This is a genomic window from Streptomyces sp. NPDC058145 (assembly GCF_042884245.1).
Taxonomy (GTDB): Bacteria; Actinomycetota; Actinomycetes; order Streptomycetales; family Streptomycetaceae; genus Streptomyces.
The window spans coordinates 56973-81342 of the sequence record NZ_JBHVUH010000013.1 but is presented as its reverse complement, the minus strand read 5'-3'; the positions used below and the strand labels follow the sequence as shown (position 1 = coordinate 81342).

At 72.7% G+C, this 24370-nt stretch carries 22 protein-coding genes; 3 read left to right on the top strand and 19 right to left on the bottom strand.

Features of this window, described 5'->3' with window-relative positions:
• Window positions 1–11: 11 nt before the first annotated feature.
• The 6 genes from ACFVVO_RS27885 to hrcA all read right to left on the bottom strand — a co-directional run bounded on the left by ACFVVO_RS27885 (window position 12) and on the right by hrcA (window position 5318).
• A complete protein-coding gene (locus ACFVVO_RS27885; protein WP_390058423.1) occupies window positions 12–566 on the bottom strand; it encodes a hypothetical protein in 555 nt (184 codons plus the stop codon).
• A 93-nt stretch (window positions 567–659) separates the two neighbouring features.
• Complete coding sequence (locus tag ACFVVO_RS27880; RefSeq protein ID WP_390058421.1) at window positions 660–1052, bottom strand: VOC family protein; 393 nt, start codon at window positions 1050–1052, stop codon at window positions 660–662.
• A 16-nt stretch (window positions 1053–1068) separates the two neighbouring features.
• Complete coding sequence (locus tag ACFVVO_RS27875) at window positions 1069–1821, bottom strand: 16S rRNA (uracil(1498)-N(3))-methyltransferase (protein WP_390058420.1); 753 nt, start codon at window positions 1819–1821, stop codon at window positions 1069–1071.
• Window positions 1818–2939 carry a nitronate monooxygenase gene (locus tag ACFVVO_RS27870; protein WP_390058418.1) on the bottom strand — a complete coding sequence of 374 codons (1122 nt, stop codon included), beginning with the start codon at window positions 2937–2939 and terminating at the stop codon, window positions 1818–1820. Before ACFVVO_RS27870 ends, ACFVVO_RS27875 begins: the two co-directional genes overlap by 4 nt.
• A gap of 225 nt (window positions 2940–3164) precedes the next feature.
• Entirely contained in the window at window positions 3165–4301 is a 1137-nt protein-coding gene (gene dnaJ, locus ACFVVO_RS27865; RefSeq protein WP_390058416.1) for a molecular chaperone DnaJ, read from the bottom strand.
• The gene (gene hrcA / locus ACFVVO_RS27860) at window positions 4302–5318 is read right to left on the bottom strand and encodes a heat-inducible transcriptional repressor HrcA (protein ID WP_390058414.1); all 1017 of its coding nucleotides are present in this window, start codon (window positions 5316–5318) and stop codon (window positions 4302–4304) included.
• A 161-nt stretch (window positions 5319–5479) separates the two neighbouring features.
• On the opposite strand from hrcA, the gene ACFVVO_RS27855 reads away from it, so the two are divergent.
• Window positions 5480–6202, top strand: coding sequence for an MBL fold metallo-hydrolase (locus tag ACFVVO_RS27855; protein ID WP_390058412.1), 723 nt, complete (start codon window positions 5480–5482; stop codon window positions 6200–6202).
• A 34-nt stretch (window positions 6203–6236) separates the two neighbouring features.
• Window positions 6237–7046, top strand: coding sequence for a DUF3097 domain-containing protein (locus tag ACFVVO_RS27850; RefSeq protein WP_390058410.1), 810 nt, complete (start codon window positions 6237–6239; stop codon window positions 7044–7046).
• Here ACFVVO_RS27850 and ACFVVO_RS27845 read toward each other — a convergent pair.
• The 5 genes from ACFVVO_RS27845 to lepA form a co-directional block, all read right to left on the bottom strand.
• Window positions 7024–7602 carry a Uma2 family endonuclease gene (locus tag ACFVVO_RS27845; RefSeq protein ID WP_390058408.1) on the bottom strand — a complete coding sequence of 193 codons (579 nt, stop codon included), beginning with the start codon at window positions 7600–7602 and terminating at the stop codon, window positions 7024–7026. The two genes, ACFVVO_RS27850 and ACFVVO_RS27845, sit on opposite strands and share 23 nt — an antisense overlap.
• Window positions 7603–7702: 100 nt before the next feature.
• Entirely contained in the window at window positions 7703–8935 is a 1233-nt protein-coding gene (hemW, locus tag ACFVVO_RS27840) for a radical SAM family heme chaperone HemW (RefSeq protein WP_390058406.1), read from the bottom strand.
• A 27-nt stretch (window positions 8936–8962) separates the two neighbouring features.
• Window positions 8963–10774 carry a SpoIIE family protein phosphatase gene (locus ACFVVO_RS27835; RefSeq protein WP_390058726.1) on the bottom strand — a complete coding sequence of 604 codons (1812 nt, stop codon included), beginning with the start codon at window positions 10772–10774 and terminating at the stop codon, window positions 8963–8965.
• Window positions 10775–10962: 188 nt separating this feature from the next.
• On the bottom strand, window positions 10963–12837 hold the full coding sequence (locus ACFVVO_RS27830) for an AMP-dependent synthetase/ligase (RefSeq protein WP_390058404.1): 1875 nt from the start codon (window positions 12835–12837) through the stop codon (window positions 10963–10965).
• Window positions 12838–13097: 260 nt separating this feature from the next.
• Window positions 13098–14972 (bottom strand): translation elongation factor 4, encoded by a 1875-nt coding sequence (gene lepA / locus ACFVVO_RS27825; protein WP_390058402.1) that lies wholly within the window; start codon window positions 14970–14972, stop codon window positions 13098–13100.
• A gap of 226 nt (window positions 14973–15198) precedes the next feature.
• Here lepA and rpsT point away from each other — a divergent pair, with 226 nt between their 5' ends.
• Window positions 15199–15465 (top strand): 30S ribosomal protein S20, encoded by a 267-nt coding sequence (gene rpsT, locus ACFVVO_RS27820; protein ID WP_358927340.1) that lies wholly within the window; start codon window positions 15199–15201, stop codon window positions 15463–15465.
• A gap of 187 nt (window positions 15466–15652) precedes the next feature.
• On the opposite strand, the gene ACFVVO_RS27815 is transcribed toward rpsT, so the two are convergent.
• The 8 genes from ACFVVO_RS27815 to ACFVVO_RS27780 all read right to left on the bottom strand — a co-directional run bounded on the left by ACFVVO_RS27815 (window position 15653) and on the right by ACFVVO_RS27780 (window position 24258).
• Window positions 15653–16048 (bottom strand): nuclear transport factor 2 family protein, encoded by a 396-nt coding sequence (locus ACFVVO_RS27815; protein WP_390058399.1) that lies wholly within the window; start codon window positions 16046–16048, stop codon window positions 15653–15655.
• A gap of 377 nt (window positions 16049–16425) precedes the next feature.
• Window positions 16426–17415 carry a DNA polymerase III subunit delta gene (gene holA / locus ACFVVO_RS27810; RefSeq protein WP_390058397.1) on the bottom strand — a complete coding sequence of 330 codons (990 nt, stop codon included), beginning with the start codon at window positions 17413–17415 and terminating at the stop codon, window positions 16426–16428.
• Window positions 17416–17525: 110 nt separating this feature from the next.
• The gene (locus tag ACFVVO_RS27805) at window positions 17526–17771 is read right to left on the bottom strand and encodes a hypothetical protein (protein WP_351659459.1); all 246 of its coding nucleotides are present in this window, start codon (window positions 17769–17771) and stop codon (window positions 17526–17528) included.
• A 33-nt stretch (window positions 17772–17804) separates the two neighbouring features.
• Window positions 17805–18680: an arylamine N-acetyltransferase gene (locus ACFVVO_RS27800; protein ID WP_390058395.1), complete on the bottom strand. Its 876-nt coding sequence runs from the start codon at window positions 18678–18680 to the stop codon at window positions 17805–17807.
• Between the two features lie 28 nt (window positions 18681–18708).
• Window positions 18709–21318, bottom strand: coding sequence for a ComEC/Rec2 family competence protein (locus ACFVVO_RS27795; protein ID WP_390058393.1), 2610 nt, complete (start codon window positions 21316–21318; stop codon window positions 18709–18711).
• On the bottom strand, window positions 21315–22472 hold the full coding sequence (locus ACFVVO_RS27790) for a helix-hairpin-helix domain-containing protein (protein WP_390058391.1): 1158 nt from the start codon (window positions 22470–22472) through the stop codon (window positions 21315–21317). The genes ACFVVO_RS27795 and ACFVVO_RS27790 overlap by 4 nt, the downstream gene beginning before the upstream one ends.
• A gap of 133 nt (window positions 22473–22605) precedes the next feature.
• Window positions 22606–23451: a DegV family protein gene (locus tag ACFVVO_RS27785; RefSeq protein WP_390058389.1), complete on the bottom strand. Its 846-nt coding sequence runs from the start codon at window positions 23449–23451 to the stop codon at window positions 22606–22608.
• A 72-nt stretch (window positions 23452–23523) separates the two neighbouring features.
• Window positions 23524–24258 carry a hypothetical protein gene (locus ACFVVO_RS27780; protein ID WP_390058387.1) on the bottom strand — a complete coding sequence of 245 codons (735 nt, stop codon included), beginning with the start codon at window positions 24256–24258 and terminating at the stop codon, window positions 23524–23526.
• Window positions 24259–24370 lie beyond the last annotated feature (112 nt).

Genomic DNA, 24370 nt, shown 5'->3' with positions numbered 1-24370 from the left:
CCCGGTTCCGATCACTTGCCCTCCACTGGCCAGCAACTGGGGTCCTTCTTGCACCAGATGGTCCGCGTCACGGTCACGGTGACGGTCGGCTGCCCGCCCCGCCGAGTGGGCGGCCGGTACGTCGGACCGGGTGCGGCGTCGCAGTCGCCGAGCCCGCTGACACGGAAGACCTGCCTGCCGCCGACCCTGGCCGTCAGATCCCCGCGCACACAGGCCCCGTCGACGGCCCGGGTCACCTTCCCCTTGACGGTGATCCTCCGCCCGTCCTTGGTCTGCCCCTGGCAGTCGACCGATACGACGGTGCTCTCCGTCGGCGAGGGTGAACTGCCGGACGCCCGGCCGTCCTTGCCGCCGTAGTTGCCGGTGCACGTGAGCCAGCTCACGTCCACATGCCGCCGTTTCAGCTCGGCGGTCGCGGTGCTGTCGGTGGTGTACGCGGCCGAGGCCGAACTCAGGTCCCCCGGCTGACACGCCACCACCGCGCCCGCGCCCATCACCACGAGCGCCGCCACGGCCACACCGCGCACGGCCCGCGGCCGGCGCCGAATCCGCCTCGATGCCCCCATGAAGGGCAGCGTGCCACCACCACCCCCGGGACGGAAGGCCGCATACGGCCACTCACCCGTTCGGGCAGCGACGGCCGGTGTGCTCCCTCGCCGTCAGGGGCGCAGGAGGAGCCATTCCTGGAGTTCCACCAGATTGCCCTCCGGGTCCTCGAGGTGGGCCACGCGCATGCGGTCGGTCATCGGGGCCGGCCCGTGCAGCAGGGTCGCGCCCCGGGCGGTGATCTCCGCGCAGTACGCGTCGAGGTCGTCCACGCGCAGCACGACCAGGGAGCGGTGGCCGGTGGCGGTCTCGCCCAGCTCCGCCAGGACCCCGGCCATCATGGCGCGGTCCTGCAGCGCGATCCCGGCCGAGCCGGCGTGCGGGCTGAACTTCTCGTACGGTCCCTCGCCGGTGCCGGACTGCGGCCTGAGGCCGAGGACGTCGGCGTAGAAGCGGTAGCAGGCGGCGAAGTCGGTGACGAGGAGCCGGACTTGGGCGAGTTCCATGGCGTTCCCCCGGTGCTCAGGACCAGCGGCCGGTGCGGCCGAGCAGGAGGGCCGCCGCGGCGGTGCCGGCGGTGGATGTGCGCAACACCGTAGGCCCCAGCACACACGGCTTGGCGCCCGCCTCCTCGAAGAGGGCCAACTCGTCGCGGGCCACGCCTCCTTCGGGCCCCACGACCAGCACGATCTCGCCCTGCTCGGGGAGTTCGGCGGTGGCGAGGGGGACGCTGTCGTGCTCGAAATCGGAGTGGAGCACGGCGGCGAAGTCGGCTTCGGCGAGCAGGGCGGCGACCTGTTTGGTCGTCGCGGCGTCCGCGACCTCGGGGAAGCGGAGGCGGCGGGACTGCTTGCCGGCCTCGCGGGCGGTGGCGCGCCACTTGGCGAGGGCCTTCTGCCCTCGGTCGCCCTTCCACTGGGTGATGCAGCGCGCGGCCTGCCACGGCACGATCGCGTCGACACCCGTCTCGGTCATCATCTCCACGGCCAGCTCGCCGCGGTCGCCCTTGGGGAGGGCCTGGACAACGGTGATACGCGGGCTGGGTTCGGGCTCCACCGGGAACCCGAAGGGCTCGACCACCAAGTGGTCCTTTCCCGAGGTGCTGAGGACGACCCCGGACGCTCCCCGGCCCTTGCCGTCGGTGATCACGACTTCCTCGCCGGGCTGCAACCGCCGCACCGAGACCGCGTGCCGCCCCTCGGGTCCCGACACCTCGATGGTCGAGCCGGGGCCCACGCCCTCGAGCGAGTCGACGACGAACACCGGCGCGGTCATCGCGCGTCACCCCCGGCCGACAACGCTGTCCGGGCCGCGGCGAGCTCGGCCGTCAGCACCTCCACCAACTGCCCGGCCGGCAGCTCCCGGGCCAGCCGGTGGCCCTGGCCCGCCCACAGCGCCATGCCCTGCGCGTCACCGGCCTTGGCGGCGGCCCTGCGCAGCGGCGCCGTCACATGGTGGACCTCGGGGTAGGCGGCGGGGGCGTAGGGGCCGTGCTCGCGTAGGAAGCGGTTGACCAGGCCGCGCGCCGGGCGCCCGGAGAAGGCGCGGGTCAGTTCGGTGCGCGCGAACAGGGGGTTGGTCAGCGCCTGCTTGTGCAGGGCGTGGGCGCCGGACTCCGGGGTGGCGAGGAACGCCGTGCCCAGCTGGGCGGCGCTCGCGCCCGCCGCGAGTACGGCGGCGATCTGGCCGCCGCGCATGATGCCGCCGGCGGCGACGACCGGGATGCGCACCGCCTCGCGGATCTGAGCGAGCAGCGACAGCAGTCCTATGCCGGAGCCGTCGTTCTCGGGGACGTCCCGGTGGGCGCCCTGGTGGCCGCCGGCCTCGACGCCCTGCGCGATCACCGCGTCCGCCCCGGCCCGCTCGACCGCGCGCGCCTCCTCCGGGGTGGTGGCGGCGACCAGGGTGAACGTCCCGGCGCGGTGCAGGGAGTCGATGACCTCACGGGTCGGGACACCGAAGTGGAAGGAGACCACCGGCACCGGGTTGTCGAGGAGCACGGCGAGCTTGACGTCGTAGCCGTCGTCCCGGCCGCTGTCCGGGTCGCCCAGCTCGGTGTCGTACCAGGCGGCCTCACCGGCGAGCTGGTGGGTGTAGATCTCTACGGCGCCCGCGTCGAAGGGCGCGGCGCCGGCCGCTCCGGTGGAGCCGGCGCTCGCACCGGGATACTCGGGCTGCGGCATGAAGAGGTTCACGCCGAAGGGCCGGCTCGTGAGTCCCCGCAGCTGCTTGATCTCCTGGTACATGCCGTCGGCGGTCTTGTACCCGGCGGCGAGGAACCCGAGCCCGCCCGCCTCGGACACGGCCGCGGCGAGCCGCGGCACGGAGACGCCGCCCGCCATGGGAGCCTGCACGATCGGCCTGGGGAAGAGATCGGTCAGCGCGGAGGACATGCCCGCATGTTGTCACGTCCTGAGGAGAGCGCCGAATCGGGTCTTCCCCATGGCACATGCCACTTTCCGGCCCGCCGAGCCGGGATTCTCCAGGGCGCGTGCGCCTCTCCGGCCCACCGAGTCGGGTGGGGGGTGGGCAGAGGCCGTGGCCAGGGGGCGGGTGCCCCCTGGCGGGGTACAAGGGGCGGAGCCCCTTGCCCTCAGCGTCCGTTGCCCCGGGCCACCTCAGCGCCCGTTGAACGCGTCCTTCAGCCGTGAGAACAAACCCTGCTGCCCCGGCTGAAACTGCCCCAGCGGCCGCTCCTCGCCCCGCAGCTTCGCCAGCTCGCGCAGCAACCGCTCCTGCTCGGGATCCAGCTTGGTGGGGGTGGTGACCTCGACGTGGACGATCAGGTCGCCCCGGCCGCCGCCGCGCAGATGCGTGACGCCCCGGTTGTGCAGCGGGATCGACTGGCCGGACTGGGTGCCAGGCCGGATGTCGACCTCCTCCAGGCCGTCCAGCGTCTCCAGCGGGACCTTGGTGCCGAGGGACGCCGCGGTCATCGGGATGGTGACCGTGCAGTGCAGGTCGTCGCCGCGCCGCTGGAAGGTCGAGTGCGGCAGCTCGTGGATCTCGACGTAGAGGTCACCGGCCGGACCGCCGCCGGGGCCGACCTCGCCCTCGCCGGCGAGCTGGATCCGGGTGCCGTTGTCGACACCGGCCGGGATCTTCACGGTGAGGGTGCGGCGGGAGCGCACCCGGCCGTCGCCCGCGCACTCCGGGCACGGGGTCGGCACGACCGTGCCGAAGCCCTGGCACTGGGGGCAGGGGCGGGAGGTCATGACCTGGCCCAGGAAGGACCGGGTGACCTGCGACACCTCGCCGCGGCCGCGGCACATGTCACATGTCTGGGCGGTCGTGCCCGGAGCCGCGCCCTCGCCGTTGCAGGTGTTGCAGACGACCGCGGTGTCGACCTGGATGTCCTTGGTCGTGCCGAAGGCCGCCTCGTCCAGCTCGATGTCGATCCGGATCATCGCGTCCTGGCCGCGCCGGGTGCGCGAGCGCGGCCCGCGCTGCGACGCCGTACCGAAGAACGCGTCCATGATGTCGGAGAAGTTGCCGAAGCCACCGGCCCCGAAGCCGCCCGCGCCCGCGCCGCCCGACTGGGAGAGCGGGTCGCCGCCGAGGTCGTAGACCTGCTTCTTCTGCGGGTCCGACAGCACCTCGTAAGCGGCGTTGATCTCCTTGAACCGCTCCTGGGTCTTCGGATCGGGGTTGACGTCCGGGTGCAGCTCGCGCGCGAGCCGACGGAACGCCTTCTTGATCTCATCCTGCGACGCGTCGCGGCGCACGCCGAGAACGGCGTAGTAGTCCGTGGCCACTTACGACTCCGCCAGGATCTGTCCGACGTACCGTGCCACTGCGCGTACCGCTCCCATCGTTCCCGGGTAGTCCATGCGGGTCGGTCCGACCACGCCGAGCTTGGCAACCGCCTCGCCGCCCGAACCGTAGCCGACCGACACGACGGACGTGGAGTTGAGTCCCTCGTGTGCGTTCTCGTGCCCGATGCGCACCATCACGCCCGGATCCTTCGCCTCGCCGAGGAGCTTGAGGAGCACGACCTGCTCCTCGAGGGCCTCCAGGACGGGCCGGATCACGAGGGGAAAGTCATGTCCGAAGCGGGTGAGATTGGCGGTGCCGCCGATCATCAGCCGCTCCTCGTTCTCCTCGACCAGTGTCTCCAGCAGAGTGGAGAGCACTGTGGAGACCGTACCGCGATCCTCGTGCTCGAACGCCTCCGGCAGGTCCTCGACCAGGCGCGGCACGTCGGAGAACCGGCGGCCCGCGACCCGGCTGTTGAGCCTCGCCCTGAGGTCGGCGAGGGCCGTCTCCCCGAACGGCGCCGGGCAGTCCACCATCCGCTGCTCGACCCGGCCGGTGTCCGTGATCAGCACGAGCATCACGCGCGCGGGGGCGAGCGCGAGCAGCTCCACGTGCCGCACGGTGGACCGGGTCAGGGACGGGTACTGCACGACGGCGACCTGCCGGGTCAGCTGCGCGAGCAGCCGCACCGTGCGCGCGACGACGTCGTCGAGGTCGACGGCGCCCTCGAGGAAGTTCTGGATCGCCCGCCGTTCGGGCCCGGTCATCGGCTTGACGCCCGCGAGCTTGTCCACGAACAGCCGGTAGCCCTTGTCGGTGGGGATGCGCCCGGCGCTGGTGTGCGGCTGGGCGATGTATCCCTCGTCCTCCAGGGCGGCCATGTCGTTGCGCACGGTCGCCGGGGACACGCCGAGGCTGTGCCGCTCGGTGAGTGCCTTGGAGCCGACCGGCTCCTCGGTGCCCACATAGTCCTGGACGATGGCGCGCAGCACCTGAAGTCTGCGTTCACTCAGCATCCGCGCGCACCTCCAGCATGTCTTCCGCTCGGCCGTTCGGGTCGTCCGCCTGGCACTCTGCGTGTCCGAGTGCCAGCGTTCCCCGGCCAGTGTACGGCCGTGGGGTACTCACTGGGCAAGGTCGGTCCCGCCATAACCCGTCCTACCGTTAGCGTCGCGTTATGACCGTGACTTGGGAAGAGCTGGGGTGGGAGCGGTTGGCCGACGGGGTCGGGCGGTGCCGGCTGCCCGGCTGGGACTGCACGGCGGGCCTGGTGCTCGGGGCGGGTACGGCGCTGATGGTGGACGCCGGGTCGAGCCTCGCCGAGGGCGCGCGGCTGCGGGAGCGGGCGCAGCGGCTCGCGGGACGCCGTGTGACCCATCTCGCGCTCACCCATCCCCACTTCGACCACGTCTTCGGGGCGTCCGCCCTCGCCGGGGCCGAGGTGTACGCGGCGGTCGGCATGGACGCGGTGCTGGCGCACGAGCGCGAGGAGCTGCGCCTGGACGCGGTCAGGAACGGCCTGCCGGTCCCGGACGCCGACGAGGCGGTGGACGCGCTGGTGCCGCCCCGGCACCTGGTCTCCGGGGAGTGGACGCTGGACCTCGGCGACGGGCGGCAGGCGCTGCTGGCCAACGTGGGTCCCGGCCACACGCCCTACGATCTGGCGGTGCTGGTGCCGGGCGACCCGGAGGTCGTCTTCTGCGGCGACCTGGTGGAGGAGTCGGGCGAACCGCAGGCGGGCCCGGACGCGGTCCCGTCCCGCTGGCCGGACGCGCTCGACCGCCTTCTGTCCCTCGGCGGCGAGGACGCGCTGTACGTGCCCGGTCACGGAGCGGTGGTGGACGCGGTGTTCGTACGGCGTCAACGGGACGAGCTGGCGACGCGTTTCGGCGTGTCATGAGCACAGACCCGCCGGTTCTCCTATCGTCATCCGAATGCGCCAGTACACCTCCGATCTGACCCCTCCGTGGAAGAAGTCCCAGCCCGTGCCGGAGGTCGCGGCGGAGCCGGGGCTGGTGGTGGAGGAGCCCGGTACCGGGTTCTGCGGGGCGGTGATCCGCTGCGAGGCGGGCACGGTGACGCTGGAGGACCGCTTCGGCAAGCACCGGGTGTTCCCGCTGGAGCCGCGCGGTTTCCTGCTGGAGGGCAGGGTGGTGACCCTGGTGCGGCCGTCGTCGGGTCCGGCGCGGCCCACCCGTACGGCGTCCGGTTCGGTGGCCGTTCCCGGCGCACGCGCGCGCGTGGCCCGCGCCGGCCGCATCTACGTCGAGGGCCGGCACGACGCCGAGCTGGTCGAGAAGGTGTGGGGCGACGACCTGCGCATCGAGGGCGTGGTCGTGGAGTACCTGGAGGGCGTGGACGATCTGCCGTCGATCGTGGCGGAGTTCGCGCCGGGCCCGGACGCCCGGCTGGGCGTCCTGGTGGACCACCTGGTGCCGGGCACGAAGGAGTGGCGCATCGCCGAGTCGGTGACGAGCGAACACGCGCTGGTCGTCGGCCACCCGTACATCGACATCTGGGAGGCGGTGAAGCCGGCCGGTCTGGGCATCCGGTCCTGGCCCCGCGTCCCGCACGGCCAGGACTGGAAGACCGGCGTGTGCCGGGCGCTCGGCTGGCCGGAGAACACGGGGGCGGTGTGGCAGGCAATCCTGGCGCGGGTGGGGTCCTACAAGGACCTGGAGCCGGAGTTGCTGGGGCGGGTGGAGGAGCTGATCGACTTCGTCACGGGTAGCGGTGGGGTTTGACGCCCTTGTAGGTGCCGAACTCTGTCGTGTCCAGCACAACATCCAGCAGTTCCAACGGCAGCGGTGCCCCGAACCGAGTGGTGCGCTGCACCTGGTAATCAGCCCCTTCGCCTCGTCCGACCGGCTCGGAGTACAGGACACACTGGGCCATGATGGGGTCGACGATCAGGTAGGCGGGCACCTCACCGGCGGCGTAGATCAGTCGTTTGACGCCATAGTCCCGGTCGACGCTGGTTTTCGACACGACCTCGACGACCAGCGTGATCGTCCGGGACGGAAGGAGACGCCCGGAGTCCGGTCCGGCGCCCGCTTCCAGGACCACCAGGTCGGGCACAGGTTCACTGGCTTCGTCGACGATGTCGACGTCCTGCGTCTGTAGCCGCTCCCAGCGCTGCCGCGGAATCTGGTCCATGAGATTGGTGACGATCCGGTTGTGCACCAGATCAGGGCTGGCCATCATCACGATTTCCCCCCGAAGCAGCTCTACCTTGAGCCCCTCGGGTGGCTCGAACCCCGCGAAGAACTCCGCGACTCCACGTTCGTCCACAGCTGTCATCTCCGTGGCCCTCCACATCCGCCGCGTCCTGTCGGCGGCAGCCTACGAATCAGGTTAGGGACCGAACCGGAGTTCCGGGGTGATTCACTCGCCGGAGTGATCAGTCCACCAGGTCGCGCACCACCGCGTCCGCCAGCAGGCGCCCACGCAGCGTCAGCACGGCCCGCCCCTCCTCGTACGGCTCCTTCTGGAGCAGTCCGTCCGCCAGCGCCCGGCGCGAAGCCGCCAGCCCCTCCCGCTTCAGCAGGGACAGGGGGGCACCCTCCCGCAGCCGCAGCTCCAGCAGGATCCGCTCCACTCGCCGGTCCTCGTCCGAGAGCAGTTCCCGGCCCGCGCCCGGGGACCGGCCCGAGGCCAGCGCCGCCGCGTAGGCGCCCGGGTGCTTGACGTTCCACCAGCGCACCCCGCCCACGTGCGAGTGGGCCCCGGGTCCCGCGCCCCACCAGTCCGCGCCCCGCCAGTACAGCTCGTTGTGCAGGCAGCGCCCGGACTCGGAGGTGGCCCAGTTGGAGACCTCGTACCAGTCGAAGCCCGCGGCGGACAGCGTCTCGTCGGCGATCAGGTAGCGGTCCGCGTGGACGTCGTCGTCCGTCATCGGGACCTCGCCGCGGCGGATGCGGCGGGCGAGCTGGGTGCCCTCCTCGACGATCAGGGCGTAGGCGCTGACGTGGTCGGGGCCCGCGCCGATCGCCGCGTCCAGCGAGGCCCGCCAGTCGTCGTCGCTCTCCCCCGGGGTGCCGTAGATCAGGTCCAGGTTGACGTGCTCGAAACCCGCCGCCCGCGCCTCCGCGACGCAGGCCTCGGGGCGGCCGGGGGTGTGCGTGCGGTCCAGGATCCGCAGCACGTGCTGTCGCGCGCTCTGCATGCCGAAGGAGATCCGGTTGAAGCCGCCCTCCCGGAGGGTGGTGAGGTACGCCGGGTCGACCGACTCCGGGTTCGCCTCGGTCGTGATCTCCGCGTCCGGCGCCAGACCGAACTCGTCACGGATCGCCGCCAGCATCCGTACGAGGTCGTCGGCGGCCAGCAGGGTGGGCGTGCCGCCGCCCACGAAGACCGTGCGGACCTGGCGGGGGTCGTCGCCCAGGACCTTCCGCGCCAGCCGGATCTCGTCCGTCAGGGTGTCCGCGTAGTTGTCCCGGGAGGCGAGCACACCGCCGCTGCCGCGCAGCTCGGTGGCGGTGTACGTGTTGAAGTCGCAGTAGCCGCAGCGGGTAGCGCAGTACGGGACGTGCAGGTAGAACCCGAGGGGGCGGCCGGCGGCCCCGGCGAGCGCGGAGGCGGGCAGCGCGCCGTCGTCGGGGACGGGCTCGCCGTCGGGGAGTGCGGAAGGCATGTCCCCCATTGTCCCGTACGGCGGGACTCACCCCGCCTGGAGCACCAGCAGGGCCAGATCGTCCTCGGGCAGGCCGCCGCCGAAGTCGTGCACGAGGCTCCGGATCCGCTCGGCGACCTCCTCGGCGCTCAGGCCCGCGCAGCCGGACAGGGCCCGCGCGAGCCCGTCGCCGTCGTCGAACTGGCGGGAGCCGGAGCGCCGCTCGGTGACGCCGTCGGTGACGCACAGCAGGGTGTCGCCGGGCCGCAGCTCGACGGTCTCGCTGGTGTAGGTCTCGTCCTCGACGACGCCGAGCAGGGTCTGCGGACGGGCGGCGGTGCGCACCTCGCCGTCGGGGCGCAGCAGCAGCGGCAGGGGGTGCCCGGCGGAGGCGAGGGTGCAGCGGACGCCGCCGTCCGCGTGGGGCGTCAGCTCGCCGTAGAGCAGGGACAGGAAGCGGGTCTGCGGTCCGTCCCCGGCGGCCACGGGCCGGCCGCCGGCCGCGACCAGCGCGCGGGCGGCGGCGTCGGCGGCCTCGGTGGCGTCGTCCAGGAGGAGCTGATTGAGCCGGTCCAGGACGTCGGCCACCCGATAGCCCTCGCGGGCGAGCAGGCGCAGCCACGGCCGGGCGAGCCCGATGACGACGGCCGCCTCCGGGCCCTTGCCCTGGACGTCGCCCACCGCGAAGCACCAACGGCCGTCGCCCGCCGGGAACAGGTCGTAGAAGTCGCCGCTCGGGCCGCCCTTGTCGCAGGGCTCGTAGACGAGGGCGCTGCTCATCCCGGGGATCTCGGCGACCGCTCCGGGCAGCAGCCCGCGCTGCAGGACGGCGCTGATGGTGGCCTGCCGGGCGTACTGGCGGGCCGCGCCGATGGCGAGGGCCACCCGGCGGCTCAGGTCCTCCACCAGGCCGGTGACCTCGTCGGGGAACCGGGGCTGCCCGCACCGCCCGAGGACCAGGGTGCCCAGCGGGCGACCGCCGGCGATGAGGCGGAAGGCGAGGGCCGTGCCGTGGGTGCCGAGCGCCTCACCGGGCCAGGGGTAGGGCTCCGGGTCGGGCCTCAGTCCCTCCGGCGGCCGGGGAGGGTCCTTCTCCAGGGCGCGGTGCAGTTCCTCGGCGCGGTCCTCGTCGGCCACCCAGACCCGGGCCGGTGCGCCGCCGTCGCCGCCGCGTACGGTCGCCTCGTCCTCCAGCCACACCGCGCACCAGTCGGCGAGCCGGGGCACGATCAGCCGGCCGGTGAGGGCGGCGACCAGGTTCTCGTCGAGCTGTCCGGCGAGCAGGTCGGAGGCCTCGGCGAGGAAGGACAGCGCGCCCCGGCCGAGCCAGTCCCGGTCGCGTCCGGCGCCCTGTGGCCGCGGGGCGAGGACCTCGGCGATGTCCAGGGCGTGGTCGGGGGCGGGTCCGTCCAGGGGTTCGCCGCCGGGCCGCAGCCGTGCCCACACGGTCTTCTCGCCCCGGCGGTAGGTGACGCCCCAGGACTCGGCGAGGGTGGCGACCAGGCGCAGCCCGCGCCCGTACTCGGACGTCTCGTACGACGCCTCGCCGGTACCGGGGTCGCGCGGGGCGCGGGTCGGATGGCGGTCGCCGACCTCGACAACGAAGGCGCCGGTCGTCTCCAGGCGCCAGTCCACGTCGATGCCGGTACCCGCGTGGACGACGGCGTTGGTGACGAGTTCGCTGACGACGGCCATGGCGTCGTCCACGAGCCGCCGGGGCACCCCGGGGACGTCGGCGAGCGCGGCGCGCACCAGGGCGCGGGCGGAGCCCGGGGCGAGGGGGCTGCCGGGCAGGCCGGCGTGCCCGCGCACCGTCAAGGCGTGGGTGTCGTTCTCCCGCTGCGTCGGTATGGCCGCCATGTCCATGCGGCCAGGGTGACAGACAGGACACGAGCCTAAGCGGTGAGTCACCGAAGCGGGCGGCAACGCGTGGGAACTGTGCTACTGAGGCGTAGGAAGACGGTCAGTTCCGGGCGTGATGCGAAGCGAGTCGTAAGGGGGCGGGGGCCGCACCGGGGTGCGGCCCCCGCCGTCCTCACGCGATGGCGTCAGGATTCCCGGGCCCCCGAGTACATCTCGTCGATGAGGTGCTTGTACTCCCGCTCCACGACGGGCCGCTTCAGCTTCAGGCTCGGCGTGATCTCGCCGTGCTCCACATCGAGGTCCCGGGGCAGCAGCCGGTACTTCTTGATGGTCTGCCAGCGCTGCAGGCCCGCGTTGAGCTCCTTGACGTAGCCGTCGACCATCTCGACGGTCTGCGGCGCGGCCACCACCTCGGCGTACGACTTGCCGTCGAGGCCGTTCTCCTTGGCCCACTGCAGGATCGCGATCTCGTCGAGGGCGATGAGGGCGGTGCAGTAGTTCCGGTCGGCGCCGTGCACCAGGATGTTGGAGACGTACGGGCACACCGCCTTGAACTGGCCCTCGACCTCGGCCGGGGCGACGTACTTGCCGCCGGAGGTCTTGATGAGGTCCTTCTTGCGGTCGGTGATGCGCAGGTAACCGTCGGGGGACAGCTCGCCGATGTCGCCGGTGTGGAACCAGCCGTCGGACTCCAGCACCTCGGCGGTCTTCTCGGGCTGCTGGTGGTAGCCGTCCATGATGCCGGGGCCGCGCAGCAGGATCTCGCCGTCGTCGGCGATGCGGACCTCGGTGCCGGGCAGCGGCTTGCCGACGGTGCCGGTGCGGTAGGCCTCGCCGGGGTTGACGAAGGAGGCCGCGGAGGACTCGGTGAGGCCGTAGCCCTCCAGGATGTGGATGCCGGCGCCGGCGAAGAAGAAGCCGATCTCGGGGGCGAGCGCGGAGGCGCCGGAGACGCAGGCGCGCAGCCGGCCGCCGAAGGCCTCACGGAGCTTGCCGTAGACGAGGGTGTCGGCGACCTTGTGCTTGGAGGCCAGGCCGAACGGCACCGAGTGGGAACCGGTGCGGCGGAAGTTGTCCTGCGAGACCTTGGCGTACTCGCGGGCGACCTCGGCGGCCCACTGGAAGATCTTGTACTTGGCCGCGCCGCCCGCGCGGGCCTTGGCCACGACGCCGTTGTAGACCTTCTCGAAGATGCGCGGCACGGCCGCCATGTACGTCGGCTGCACCACCGGAAGGTTCTCGATGATCTTGTCGACCCGGCCGTCGACGGCGGTGACGTGCCCGACCTCGATCTGCCCGGAGGTGAGCACCTTGCCGAAGACGTGCGCCAGCGGCAGCCACAGGTACTGCACGTCGTCGCCGCTGACCAGGCCGGTCGCGGCGATCGCCTTGGCCATGTACGCCCAGTTGTCGTGCGGCAGGCGCACGCCCTTGGGGCGGCCGGTGGTGCCGGAGGTGTAGATCAGGGTGGCGAGCTGCTCCCTGGTGATCGCGCCGACCCGCTCCTTGATCAGCTCGGGGTGCTTCTCGAGATAGGCGGCGCCGCGCTGCTCCAGCTCGGTGAGGGTGGTCACCCAGTCGCTGGTCTCGACGCCGGCCGGGTCGATGACGACGACCTTGGTCAGCGCGGGCAGCTCGGCGCGCTTCTCCACGGCCTTGGCGAGCTGGGCCGCGTCCTCGGCGATCAGGACCCGGCTGTCGGAGTCGGAGAGGATGAACGCCGACTCGTCGGCGTTGGTCTGCGGGTAGATCGTGGTGGTGGCGCCGCCCGCGCACATGATGCCGAGGTCGGCGAGGATCCACTCGACCCGGGTGGAGGCGGCGAGCGCGACCCGCTGCTCCGGCTGGAGGCCCAGTTCGATGAGGCCGGCGGCGAGGGCATAGACCCGCTCGGCCGCCTCGCCCCAGCTGAGCGACTTCCAGTCGTCGGGGCCCTCCCCGGAGGCCGGGGGTACGGGATGGCGGTAGGCCTCGGCGTCCGGTGTGGCCGCCACGCGCTCCAGGAAGAGGGCAGCCACGGACGGCGGACGGTTCTCGATCAGGGTCTGTGTGTCGCTCACGACATCCTCCGGGGCCCGCGACAATGCGGCTGGCTCAGGTGCGGCTGGGTTGACTCACGGTGGGGTTGGGACTCGTTGTTTAACTCGCGAGTAACTATCGAGCAGGGATCAGGGTAAGGGGCGACCGGCCGCTGCGTAAGGGGCATCGGCTTGTCACTTTCCACGCAGAGCGACGCTACGCACGCGTAGGGGCCCGTCGCACTTTCGCACGACGAGCCCCTCCGTGTCCGTTTTGCGGATGTGACCGCCTGTAACCCCGATTACTTCTTGCCCTTGGCCGACCCCGTGCTGTCATCGCTGGACAGGACGGCGATGAAGGCTTCCTGCGGAACCTCCACGGAACCCACCATCTTCATCCGCTTCTTGCCTTCCTTCTGCTTCTCCAGCAGCTTCCGCTTACGGGAGATGTCACCGCCGTAGCACTTGGCGAGGACGTCCTTGCGGATGGCGCGGATGGTCTCACGGGCGATGACCCGGGAGCCGATGGCGGCCTGGATGGGCACCTCGAAGGCCTGCCGCGGGATGAGTTCGCGCAGCTTGGCGACGAGCCGCACGCCGTACGCGTAGGCCGCGTCCTTGTGGGTGATCGCCGAGAAGGCGTCCACCTTGTCGCCGTGCAGCAGGATGTCGACCTTGACCAGGCTCGACGTCTGCTCGCCGGTGGGCTCGTAGTCCAGCGAGGCGTAGCCGCGGGTCTTGGACTTCAGCTGGTCGAAGAAGTCGAAGACGATCTCGGCGAGCGGCAGCGTGTAGCGGATCTCGACCCGGTCCTCCGAGAGGTAGTCCATGCCGAGCAGGGTGCCGCGCCGGGTCTGGCACAGCTCCATGATCGAGCCGATGAACTCGGTGGGCGCGAGGACGGTGGCGCGCACGACCGGCTCGTAGACCTCGGTGATCTTGCCTTCGGGGAACTCGCTCGGGTTGGTGACCGTGTACTCGGTGCCGTCCTCCATGAGCACGCGGTAGACCACGTTGGGGGCGGTGGCGATCAGGTCGAGCCCGAACTCGCGCTCCAGCCGCTCCCGGATCACGTCCAGGTGCAGCAGGCCGAGGAAGCCGACGCGGAAACCGAAGCCGAGGGCTGCGGACGTCTCCGGCTCGTAGACCAGCGCGGCGTCGTTGAGCTGCAGCTTGTCCAGGGCCTCGCGCAGCTCGGGGTAGTCGGAGCCGTCCAGCGGATACAGGCCCGAGAAGACCATGGGCTTGGGGTCCTTGTAGCCGCCGAGCGCCTCCGTGGCGCCCTTGGCCTGGCTGGTGACGGTGTCACCGACCTTGGACTGGCGGACGTCCTTCACACCGGTGATCAGATAACCCACCTCGCCCACGCCGAGGCCGTCGGCGGGGAGCATCTCGGGCGAGTTGGTCCCGATCTCCAGCAGCTCGTGCGTGGCGCCCGTCGACATCATCCGGATGCGCTCGCGCTTGTTGAGCTGGCCGTCGATGACACGGACGTACGTCACGACACCGCGGTAGGAGTCGTAGACCGAGTCGAAGATCATGGCGCGGGCGGGGGCGTCGGCGACCCCGACCGGCGCCGGGATCTCCTTGACGGCCTTGTTCAGCAGGGCGTCGACGCCCAGGCCGGTCTTGGCGGAGACCTTGAGGACGTCGTCCGGGTCACAGCCGACCAGGTTCGCCAGTTCCTCGGCGAACTTCTCCGGCTGCGCGGCCGGCAGGTCGATCTTGTTCAGCACGGGGATGATCGTGAGGTCGTTCTCCATCGCCAGGTACAGGTTGGCGAGGGTCTGCGCCTCGATGCCCTGGGCGGCGTCGACGAGGAGGACGGTCCCCTCGCAGGCGGCCAGCGACCGCGACACCTCGTAGGTGAAGTCGACGTGACCCGGGGTGTCGATCATGTTGAGGATGTGGGTCGTGCCCTGGTCGGGGCCCTCGGTCGGGGCCCAGGGCAGACGCACCGCCTGGGACTTGATCGTGATGCCGCGCTCGCGCTCGATGTCCATCCGGTCGAGGTACTGAGCACGCATCTGCCGCTGCTCGACCACACCGGTCAGCTGGAGCATGCGGTCGGCGAGCGTGGACTTGCCGTGGTCGATGTGCGCGATGATGCAGAAGTTGCGGATCAGAGCCGGGTCGGTACGGCTCGGCTCGGGCACATGGTTAGGGGTCGCGGGCACGCAGGGTCCTGTCTCTTGAGGCGCCTTATGCCTCGGGTCGGATCGATACGTAGTCTCCATGGTCCCACGCGGAGGGACCGAGGACCGTTTTGGGCCGCTCGCAGGGCCCCTGGTACTGTAGATGGCTGTGCCTCATGCCCTCTCAGCGCGAGGCACGACCAGGAAATTTTGGATAACCGGTACGGGACCCGAGCGGCCCCGCACCTGAACCTGAAAAGGCTCCTTCGTGGCGAACATCAAGTCCCAGATCAAGCGGATCAAGACCAACGAGAAGGCTCGGCTGCGCAACAAGGCCGTCAAGTCCTCCCTGAAGACCGCGATCCGCAAGGCCCGTGAGGCCGCTGCCGCGGGTGACACCGAGAAGGCCACCGAGTTGCAGCGCGCTGCCGCGCGTGCGCTCGACAAGGCCGTTTCGAAGGGCGTCATCCACAAGAACCAGGCCGCCAACAAGAAGTCGGCGCTTGCTTCCAAGGTCTCGTCCCTCCAGGGCTGAACCTCTTTCTGATCTGACCGCCGGAAGGACCCAGAGCGGGCCCTCTCTCATCCGCTCCCGTCCGGCACCCCCGGATTCGCACGCGGCCTGCGTTCGCCACGCGGGTGCGAATCCTCAGTCTTGATCCGCGGGCCCCGGCGCTCTCCCTTCCCCAGGGCGGACGGCGGGGCCTTCGGCATGCCCGGCCTCAGCCCCAGAACTCGTTCTCCTTGTCGACGTCGTCGACGCACTCGTCGATGTCGGTGATCCTGTCGCCGACGATGCGGAGGACAAGGCATCCGTCCACGCGGTGGCGTCTGCCCTCACGCTCGGCGGTGATGTGGTGCAGGGCCACGGCATGGCCCCGCCCGTCGACGAACACATGGCGCAGCTCGGCGCGGAAACTGCCGCCGGTCTCCTGGAAGAGCCTGCGGTACATGCCGATCACCGCGGCCTGGCCCTTGAAGTCGCCCGAGAGCGCGTGGCTGCCGGGCACGTGGTGGGTGACGTCCGCCGTCATCAGCCCGCGCAGGGCGTCCAGGTCGACGCGGAGGAAGGCGTCGTAGGCCTCGCGGACGAGGGTCGCGTGCGGGTGCTCAGCCATGGCGATCGCCACCTTTCAGCGCGTCGGCGATGTACGGCTGATACGTCCGATTCTCCTCGCCGGCCGCCACGGTGCGACTGGATCAGGCCGACCCTCCGGACCCGGGGGGCGGCTGTCATCGGTACCGGCCTCTGGAACGGAGGGGCGCCGCTGCCGACCCCCGGCCCCGGGCCCCTGGAATGGGGGACATCTGCCTTCGGTCCCGGCCCTTGGAATGGGGGTATCTGCCTTCGGTCCCGGCCCTGGGACGGAGGGCACCCGACCTACGGTCCCGGCGGCCCTGGAACAGAGGCCACCTGCCTTGGGTACCGGCCCCTGGAACGGTAGGCCCCCTTGTCAGCCCCTGCCCCTGCCCCTGGCACGCGAGGCGCCTGCTGTCAGCCCCGGCCTCTGGAACGCGCGGCCCGGGCGATGATCACGACCACCTTCTCCAGCGCGTACTCGGGGTCGTCGCCGCCGCCCTTCACGCCCGCGTCGGCCTCGGCGACCGCACGCAGCGCCACGGCCACTCCGTCCGGTGTCCAGCCCCGCATCTGCTGACGCACGCGGTCGATCTTCCACGGCGGCATGCCCAGCTCCCGCGCGAGGTCCGCCGGCCGGCCGCCACGCGCCGAGGAGAGCTTGCCGATCGCGCGCACTCCCTGGGCGAGCGCGCTGGTGATGAGCACCGGGGCGACGCCGGTGGCCAGTGACCACCGGAGCGCTTCCAGCGCCTCCGCCGTCCGTCCCTCCACGGCCCGGTCGGCGACCGTGAAGCTGGAGGCCTCGGCCCGCCCGGTGTAGTACCGGCCGACGACCGCCTCGTCGATCGTCCCCTCGACGTCGGCGACGAGCTGCGACACCGCTGAGGCCAGCTCCCGCAGCTCGCTGCCGATGGCGTCGCAGAGCGCCTGGCAGGCCTCCGGCGTCGCCGACCGGCCGAACGAGCGGAACTCCCCCCGCACGAAGGCCAGCCGGTCCGCCGGCTTGGTCATCTTCGGGCAGGCCACCTCACGCGCGCCCACCTTGCGCGCGGCGTCCAGCAGGCCCTTGCCCTTCGCGCCGCCCGCGTGCAGCAGCACGAGGGTGATCTCCTCGGCGGGCGACCCGAGGTACGCCTTGACGTCCTTGACCGTGTCGGCCGAGAGATCCTGCGCGTTGCGTACGACCACGACCTTGCGCTCGGCGAAGAGCGAGGGACTCGTCAGCTCGGCGAGCGTCCCGGGCTGCAACTGGTCCGGCGTCAGGTCCCGTACGTCGGTGTCGGCGTCGGCGGCCCGGGCGGCGGCCACCACCTCCTGCACGGCACGGTCGAGCAGCAGGTCCTCCTGGCCCACGGCGAGGGTCACCGGGGCGAGAGGGTCGTCATTCGCAGTCTTTCTGGCCATCGCCTACAGCATCCCACGCGGCACTGACAGCGGACCGGCCCGCGCACCCGGACCGGACCCCGGCCTCTCCCCGATCCGAACCCCGACCCGCCCCCGAGTGGAGCCAGGAGTCACGGCTCCTCGCGCCAGCCGTCCCACCGGCCCGCGAACGCGTCCAGCTCGGCGGGGTCGAGCCGGCCGGCCTCGTCGCGCAGCGCCAGCAGCCACTGGGCGTCCTCGGCGTCGTCCTCACCGGCCAGGGCGTCCCGGACCGGCCGAGGATCCTCGTCGATGCCGAAGTGCTCCGCGAGCGCCTCGGCCACCTCCTCGGCGGTGTCGCGGTCGGGCAGCACCAGCACATGTCTCACATCGCTCACGGACACATTCTCCGCCACCGGGCACGGGCCGGTTCAGCCCGCCTGGTTCCCTTGCCGCACCGTCGGCACGGCGGCCAACTCGATCCCGAACCCCTCCCGGTACAACGCCAGCACCTCCTCGTCCGTCGCCGGCTCCCGTGTCTCCTTGCTCCCGTCGGGTGACGTGGTGGTCAGCACGCGTCCGCTGAGGGTGATCCGCCCGCCGTCCTCGGTCACCCGTGAGCACACCAGGGACCGGGTGAAATTCGAACGCGGCGAGGTGCTGTGCCACCAGGCCCCGCCCGTGAAGTCCCCGAGCGCCCGCGGCCGCGTCTCCAGCCGGTACTGCGGTCCGCCGTCCCGCAGCACGTCCAGGTCCGCGCCCCCGGCCGCCGAACCCACCCCGGCACCGGTCACGTCGGCCGGGTCAGGAGCCGCACCGGTCACTCCGGCCGGGTCCGGACCGGCCTCCGTCACCCGGAACGTCCCGCCGGGGTCCGTCTGCTCACCGCGTTCGGCGAGCGCCAGCGGAAGGTGGCTGTGCGCCCCGAACCCGACATCGGCGAGCCAGTCGGTGCCGTCCGCCGTGCGCACCCGTAGCGCGAGATGGTCGTACGGGATGCCGAGGTGCCCCTCGTTCCCGTACACACGTCCCGCCAGCAACGCGACCTCGTAGCCGAGGGCGGCGAGCAACGCCCCGAAGGCGCCGTTCAGTTCGTAGCAGAAGCCGCCCCGCCGCCGTCCGACCACCTTGTCCAGCAGACGCTCCTCCTCCAGGACGATCTCCTCGCCCAGGTGGATGGAGAGGTTCTCGAAGGGGACGGTCCGCAGATGGCGCAGGTGCAGCTCGTTCAGCGCCTCGGCGGTGGGGTGCTGCGGCCGCGCGGCCCCGATGCGGCGGAGATAGGCGTCTGCCTGGGCTGAGTTCATGCGCCCAGTCTGGGCGAAGACCCGCCGCTCAGTCTCTCGTCACCCGCACCTCCCCCGCTGTCCCACCGTTGCCGCCGTCGCCGCCGTCGCCGCCGTCGCCGCCGACCGCGAGCGCCCCGTCCCGGTCGGTGCGCAGCACCATCGCCCCGCCGGCCCGTAGCGCGGCCACGGTCACCGGTGCCGGGTGGCCGTAGGGGTTGTCGGCGCCGGTGGAGATGAGCGCCACCCGAGGGGCGGCCAGCCGTATCAGGTCCGGGTCCTGGTACGCCGATCCGTGATGGGCCACCTTCAGCACGTCCACTCTCGCGAGTCCGGCCGCGGCCGGGGACCGCAACAGGGCCTGCTGGGCCGGGGGTTCCAGGTCGCCGAGCAGCAGCAGCCGCAGCCCGCCGGACCGCACGAGCAGGACGACACTGGCATCGTTCGGGCCGTCGGGCTCCAGTGCCGGTGCCCGGCCCGGGGCGGGGGCCGCGGGTGGCCACAGCACCCGCCAGCTCAGCGCCCCGCTGCGCCGCTCCTCGCCCGCCACTGCCGTGGTGAGCGGGATGTGCCGGAGCGCCGCCTCCCTTCTGACGAACTCGGCCTGGTCGGCCGGTTCCTCGTAGTCCGTGGTCTCGATCGCGGCCACCGAGCGGCCCCGCAGTACACCGGGCAGGCCCGTGACGTGGTCGGCGTGGAAATGGGTCAGGACGAGCAGCGGGACCCGCGTGACGCCGAGTGCACGCAGGCAGTGGTCCACCAGCTCCGGATCCGGTCCGGCGTCCACCACCACCCCGGTGCCGTCACCGGCCGCCAGCACGGTGGCGTCGCCCTGCCCGACGTCGCACATCGCGTACCGCCAGCCCGGGGGCGGCCAGCCCGTGATCACCCGGGTCAGCGGTGCCGGCCGGACCACCGCCAGCAGGAGCAGCACGGCCAGCGCGGCACACCACCAGGGGTGCCGCAGGAGCCGCCGCCCGGCCGACACGACGGCCACGGTGACCGCCGCGAGCAGCAACGCCCCGGACCAGCTCGCCGGCCAGTCCACTCCCGCGCCGGGCAGCGCCGCGCCGGTCCGGGCGATCTTCGCGATCCATCCGGCGGGCCAGCCAGCGCACCACGCAAGCGCCTTGGCCGCGGGCATCGCCACCGGTGCGACGGCCAGCGCCGCGAACCCCAGCACCGTGGCCGGGGCGACCGCCACCTCGGCGAGCAGATTGCAGGGCACCGCCACCAGGCTCACCCGGGCCGACAGCACCGCCACGACCGGCGCGCACAGGGCCTGTGCGGCGGCGGCCGCGGCCAGCGCCTCGGCGAGCCGGGCCGGCACCCGGCGCCGCCGCAGCGCCTCGCTCCAGCCGGGCGCCGGCCCCAGCAGCGCACCGGTGGCCAGCACGGAGAGCAGGAACCCGTAACTACGTGCCAGCCACGGGTCGTACAGCACCAGCAGCAGCACGGCCGTGGCCAGGGCGGGGATCATGGATCTGCGGCGTCCGGTCGCCAGGGCGAGGAGGGCGACCGAGCCGCAGGCTGCGGCCCGCAGCACGCTGGGGTCGGGCCGGCACACGATCACGAAGCCGAGCGTGAGCGCCGCCGCCAGCAGCGCGGTCGCCCGCAGCGGAAGTCCCAGGCGCGGGGCCAGGCCGCGGCGCTCGGCGCGCTGGGCCAGGCCGGGTGGCCCGAGGAGCAGGGCGAGCAGGATCGTGAGGTTGCTGCCGGAGACGGCGAGCGTGTGCGCGAGGTCCGTCTCCTTGAAGGCCTCGTCGAGTTCCGGCGTGATCCGTGAGGTGTCGCCGACGACCAGCCCGGGCAGCAGCGCCCGGGCGTCCGCGGGCAGTCCCTCGGTCGCCTCCCGCAGCCCGGCCCTGAGCCGGCCCGCCAGCCGCTGCGGACCGTTCGGCCCCGCCACGATCTCCGGCTCCGGATCGCCGCGTACGCGCAGCACGGCCGCGGTGCGGTCCCCTCCGGTCAGGGCGGGCGCCAGCCGGGCGGTCACTCGCAGCCGGGTGGACGGCAGCAGTCCGAGCCAGGCCGGGCGCGCCTCGCGCGGGCCCCGCGCGGCGGGCACGGCACCGGCAGGAGGCGCCCTCGGCGCCGGGACGTCCCGGTCCACGACCATCAGAACGGGGCTCCTCGTCCGCACGGTCCTGCCGTCGGCCTGCTCGACGCGTCGCACCTCCGCCCGGGCCAGCACCGCCACCGGTGCCGCGTGGTCGCCCCGCACCCGTGGTCTGCTGAGCCAGGGGTCGCCGCTCAGCTCGATCTCGGCGGTCACGGTGGCGAACCGCCGCGCCGACTCCGGCACCGGGCCCCGCCGTACGTCCGCTCCGTGCAGCCCGGCGGAGGCGGCCGCCGCGGCCACGCACAGGAGCATGGCGGCGACCGGGGCGCGGGACCGGGCGAACCGGCCGGGACCGGCCCAGCGCCGCGCCGACAGCAGAGCGGCCCCCGCGATGCCGCAGCCGACCGCGAGGCCGGCACTCCAGGCCGGCGAGGCGCCGAGCACCACGGCAGCCGTCCCCCAGGCCGCGAGGGCGGGCGGCACCAGACGCAGGTCGGCCGGGGCCTCGGACTCGCCCGGTTGGCCGCTCTCGCGCTGATCCCCGGGAGCTTCCCCTGCGGGCGGCGGTCGTCCCGTTCCGGCCCCTCCCCCGCTCATGGCCGCACCATCGCGCGCAGGTCGGCGAAACGGCGGTCGCCGATGCCGTTGACCTGGCGCAGCTCGTCCACCGAGCGGAAACCGCCGTGTCGGGTGCGGTAGTCGACGATGTGCTGGGCCAGCACCGGACCGACCCCGGGGAGGGTGTCGAGCTGGTCCACGGTCGCCGTGCTGAGGGAGACCGGGGCCGCGGGTCCCGCGCCCGGCGCCGCTCCGCCCGCGCCGGGGCCGGGCGGGGCGGCCGCCGTGCCCGCGGGCGCGCCGACCAGCACCTGTTCGCCGTCCACCAGGAAGCGGGCCCGGTTGAGTCCCTCGGTGCTCACCCCCGGCCGGACCCCGCCCGCCGCGCGCAGCGCGTCGGCCACCCGGGAACCGGCCGGAAGCCGCCGGATTCCGGGCCTGCGGACCTTGCCGCCGACGTCCACGACGATCTCCGGGGCGGGCGCCGTCGAGGCGCCCGTGGAGGAGGCGTTCGCGGCGGAGGCGTCCGTGGAGCGGCCGGACTTCACGACCTCGTCCTTGCCCGCGTACGACGCCTCGGCACGCACCACCTGAGGAGCGCTCACCGTCTCGGTGCGTCCCGCCCAGAAGTGCTGGACGGCGAACACGGCGGCCGCCACGAGCACCACGGCCAGCGCGATCACGCCCCGCCGCTCCACCCCGCACCGCGTCTGCAGCCAGACCGGCAACCGCTCCCGCAGAGCGAGCCCGGTCCGCTCCCGCAGACCGGGTACGAGCCGTCCCGCCGGCTCGAAGCGGCCCGTGACATCCGCCGGTTGTGTGTCGTGGGCGCCGACCGGATCCGCTCCGTGGGCCGCGACGGCCGGCTCGGCCTGTTGAGCAGCCCCGCGCGTCCCGCCAGGAGCAGGGGGTGCCGTGCTCGGCGACCGCAGTCCGGGGGCCGGCCCAGTCACGCTCGCCGTGTTCGCGGGATGGCGGCCGTCCGGCGGGGAGTTGCCCGACTCCGGCCAGTGCACGGCGCGTTCACCGAAGAGGAGTTCCGCGCGGCGGCGCAGTTCCCCGGCGGGTGCGGGCGTGCGGTGACGGGCGCGGGGGCGGTCGGCGGGGCGGCGGTGGATGCGGCCGTCGGAGGAGGGGGCACGGCCCGGTCCACTGGTCGGGGTGGCGGTGCGCGAACGTGATCGAAGTGCCATGCGACGAGGATCGGGCACCTCACCGATCTGCGATGATCTTGGTCAATTCCCGTGGACCGCCGCCCCGTTGTGGAAAACACCACCACCCGCACGAGTGATCACACTCCGCACGAGCACACCGCCGAGCGGCGGCTCAGCGCGGCGAGACGACCGCGCCCAGCAGCCCGGGCCCGGTGTGCGCCCCGATCACCGCGCCGACCTCGCTGACGTGCAGGTCGGCCAGCCCGGGCACACGGTCCCGCAGCCGGTCGGCGAGGGCGGAGGCCCGGTCGGGAGCGGCGAGATGGTGGACGGCGATGTCCACCTCGGCGCCGCCCGCCCGGTCGGCGACGATCTCCTCGAGGCGGGCGATCGCCCGGGACGCCGTGCGGACCTTCTCCAGGGGCTCGATGCGGCCGCCCTCCAGCTGGAGCAGCGGCTTGACGGCCAGCGCGGAACCGAGCAGGGCCTGTGCGGCGCCGATGCGCCCGCCGCGGCGCAGGTAGTCGAGCGTGTCGACGTAGAAGTAGGCGGAGGTGCCGGCCGCCCGCTTCTCGGCGGCGGTGACCGCCTCGTCCACCGTGCCGCCCGCCTCCGCCGTCTCGGCAGCGGCCAGGGCGCAGAAGCCAAGGGCCATCGCGATCATCCCGGTGTCCACCACCCGCACTGGAACCGGTACCTCGCGCGCCGCGAGGACGGCCGCGTCGTAGGTGCCGGACAACTCGGCGGACAGGTGCAGGGAGACGATGGCGCTCGCGCCGGATTCGGCGACCCTGCGGTAGGTCTCCGCGAACATCTGCGGGCTGGGCCGGGAAGTGGTGACCGGGCGCCGTTTCTGCAGTGCCTGGGCGAGGGAGCGGGTCGAGATCTCGGTGCCCTCTTCCAGCGCCCGGTCGCCGAGGACCACGGTCAGGGGCACCGCGGTGATGCCGTGGCGCTCCATCGTCCGTGGCGGCAGGTAGGCCGTTGAATCGGTGACGATCGCGACATGGCGGGACATGAGCTGGAGATTACCTGCCGTGGTGCCGGTACGGCAGACCGGCCCCTGTCCGCCGGTCCCGGTGCGGTCCGGTCAAGTGGTGCTCTCGGGGCGCGGTTTCTTCTGCCAGGGGTAGGCCGCGCGCGGCGAGGGTGGGGTGAGCGCGGCCGGGGCCGGCGCCTCGTCGGCGCGGGGTGCTCGCGGGTCGGGCCCGGACTGCCGGCCGGCGGTGCCGTCGGCCGCGGCGGGGGCGTCCGGCCACGGCGGCGCCTGCTGGGGCTCGGGGCGCGTCCAGTGCCGCAGGGCGCCCGTCTCGATGTCGATCTGCGCGCCGAGCGCGTCCAGGTCGTCCTCGGCGAAACGGTGGGCCCGGTCGCGGGCCGCCCAGCGGAGCGAGTCCGCGGCGCGGGTGATCCGCTCCGTGCGACGGCGCAGCTCGGGAAGGTGCGCGGCGAGCGTCGTCCGGTCCGGCTCGGACTCCAGGCGCTTGAGGTCGGCGTCCAGCTCCTGCCCGTGCGCGCTGAGCCGCTGGAAGAGACCGAGGGACTCCCGGAGCGACTCGTCCTCGGCCACGCCCGCGTGCAGCGCGTCCTGAGTGGCTCGCATCGAGCTGCGCAGCGCGAGCCGCAGCTGGGCGATCTCACCGGCCGGGCCGACCTGGGCGATGGATTTGGCGCGCAGGGTGTGGTCCTCGACCGTGCGGCGGGCCTGCGCGATCGTGCGGTCCACACCGCGCTTGGCGGCGCCGACCGCCTTGACCGTCACGTACGCGCCGAGGCCGATGAAGACCAGGAACAGCAGCGCGAACACGGTGATCACTGTTTCCATGCCGCTCCTCCTCAGCCCGGTGCGGCGTTCGCCGCTGTGCTCTCCACGGTAAACGCAGCGGGCAGGCCCGGGGTTCCGGATAAACCCCGAACCTGCCCGTAGGGGACTACCC

Coding starts and splice junctions, on each gene's coding strand:
- ACFVVO_RS27885 (WP_390058423.1), bottom strand. CDS start 566: ATGGGGGCATCGAGGCGGATTCGGCGCCGGCCGCGGGCCGTGCGCGGT.
- ACFVVO_RS27880 (WP_390058421.1), bottom strand. CDS start 1,052: ATGGAACTCGCCCAAGTCCGGCTCCTCGTCACCGACTTCGCCGCCTGC.
- ACFVVO_RS27875 (WP_390058420.1), bottom strand. CDS start 1,821: ATGACCGCGCCGGTGTTCGTCGTCGACTCGCTCGAGGGCGTGGGCCCC.
- ACFVVO_RS27870 (WP_390058418.1), bottom strand. CDS start 2,939: ATGTCCTCCGCGCTGACCGATCTCTTCCCCAGGCCGATCGTGCAGGCT.
- hrcA (WP_390058414.1), bottom strand. CDS start 5,318: ATGCTGAGTGAACGCAGACTTCAGGTGCTGCGCGCCATCGTCCAGGAC.
- ACFVVO_RS27855 (WP_390058412.1), top strand. CDS start 5,480: ATGACCGTGACTTGGGAAGAGCTGGGGTGGGAGCGGTTGGCCGACGGG.
- ACFVVO_RS27850 (WP_390058410.1), top strand. CDS start 6,237: ATGCGCCAGTACACCTCCGATCTGACCCCTCCGTGGAAGAAGTCCCAG.
- ACFVVO_RS27845 (WP_390058408.1), bottom strand. CDS start 7,602: ATGACAGCTGTGGACGAACGTGGAGTCGCGGAGTTCTTCGCGGGGTTC.
- hemW (WP_390058406.1), bottom strand. CDS start 8,935: ATGCCTTCCGCACTCCCCGACGGCGAGCCCGTCCCCGACGACGGCGCG.
- ACFVVO_RS27835 (WP_390058726.1), bottom strand. CDS start 10,774: ATGGCGGCCATACCGACGCAGCGGGAGAACGACACCCACGCCTTGACG.
- ACFVVO_RS27815 (WP_390058399.1), bottom strand. CDS start 16,048: ATGGCTGAGCACCCGCACGCGACCCTCGTCCGCGAGGCCTACGACGCC.
- holA (WP_390058397.1), bottom strand. CDS start 17,415: ATGGCCAGAAAGACTGCGAATGACGACCCTCTCGCCCCGGTGACCCTC.
- ACFVVO_RS27800 (WP_390058395.1), bottom strand. CDS start 18,680: ATGAACTCAGCCCAGGCAGACGCCTATCTCCGCCGCATCGGGGCCGCG.
- ACFVVO_RS27795 (WP_390058393.1), bottom strand. CDS start 21,318: ATGAGCGGGGGAGGGGCCGGAACGGGACGACCGCCGCCCGCAGGGGAA.
- ACFVVO_RS27790 (WP_390058391.1), bottom strand. CDS start 22,472: ATGGCACTTCGATCACGTTCGCGCACCGCCACCCCGACCAGTGGACCG.
- ACFVVO_RS27785 (WP_390058389.1), bottom strand. CDS start 23,451: ATGTCCCGCCATGTCGCGATCGTCACCGATTCAACGGCCTACCTGCCG.
- ACFVVO_RS27780 (WP_390058387.1), bottom strand. CDS start 24,258: ATGGAAACAGTGATCACCGTGTTCGCGCTGCTGTTCCTGGTCTTCATC.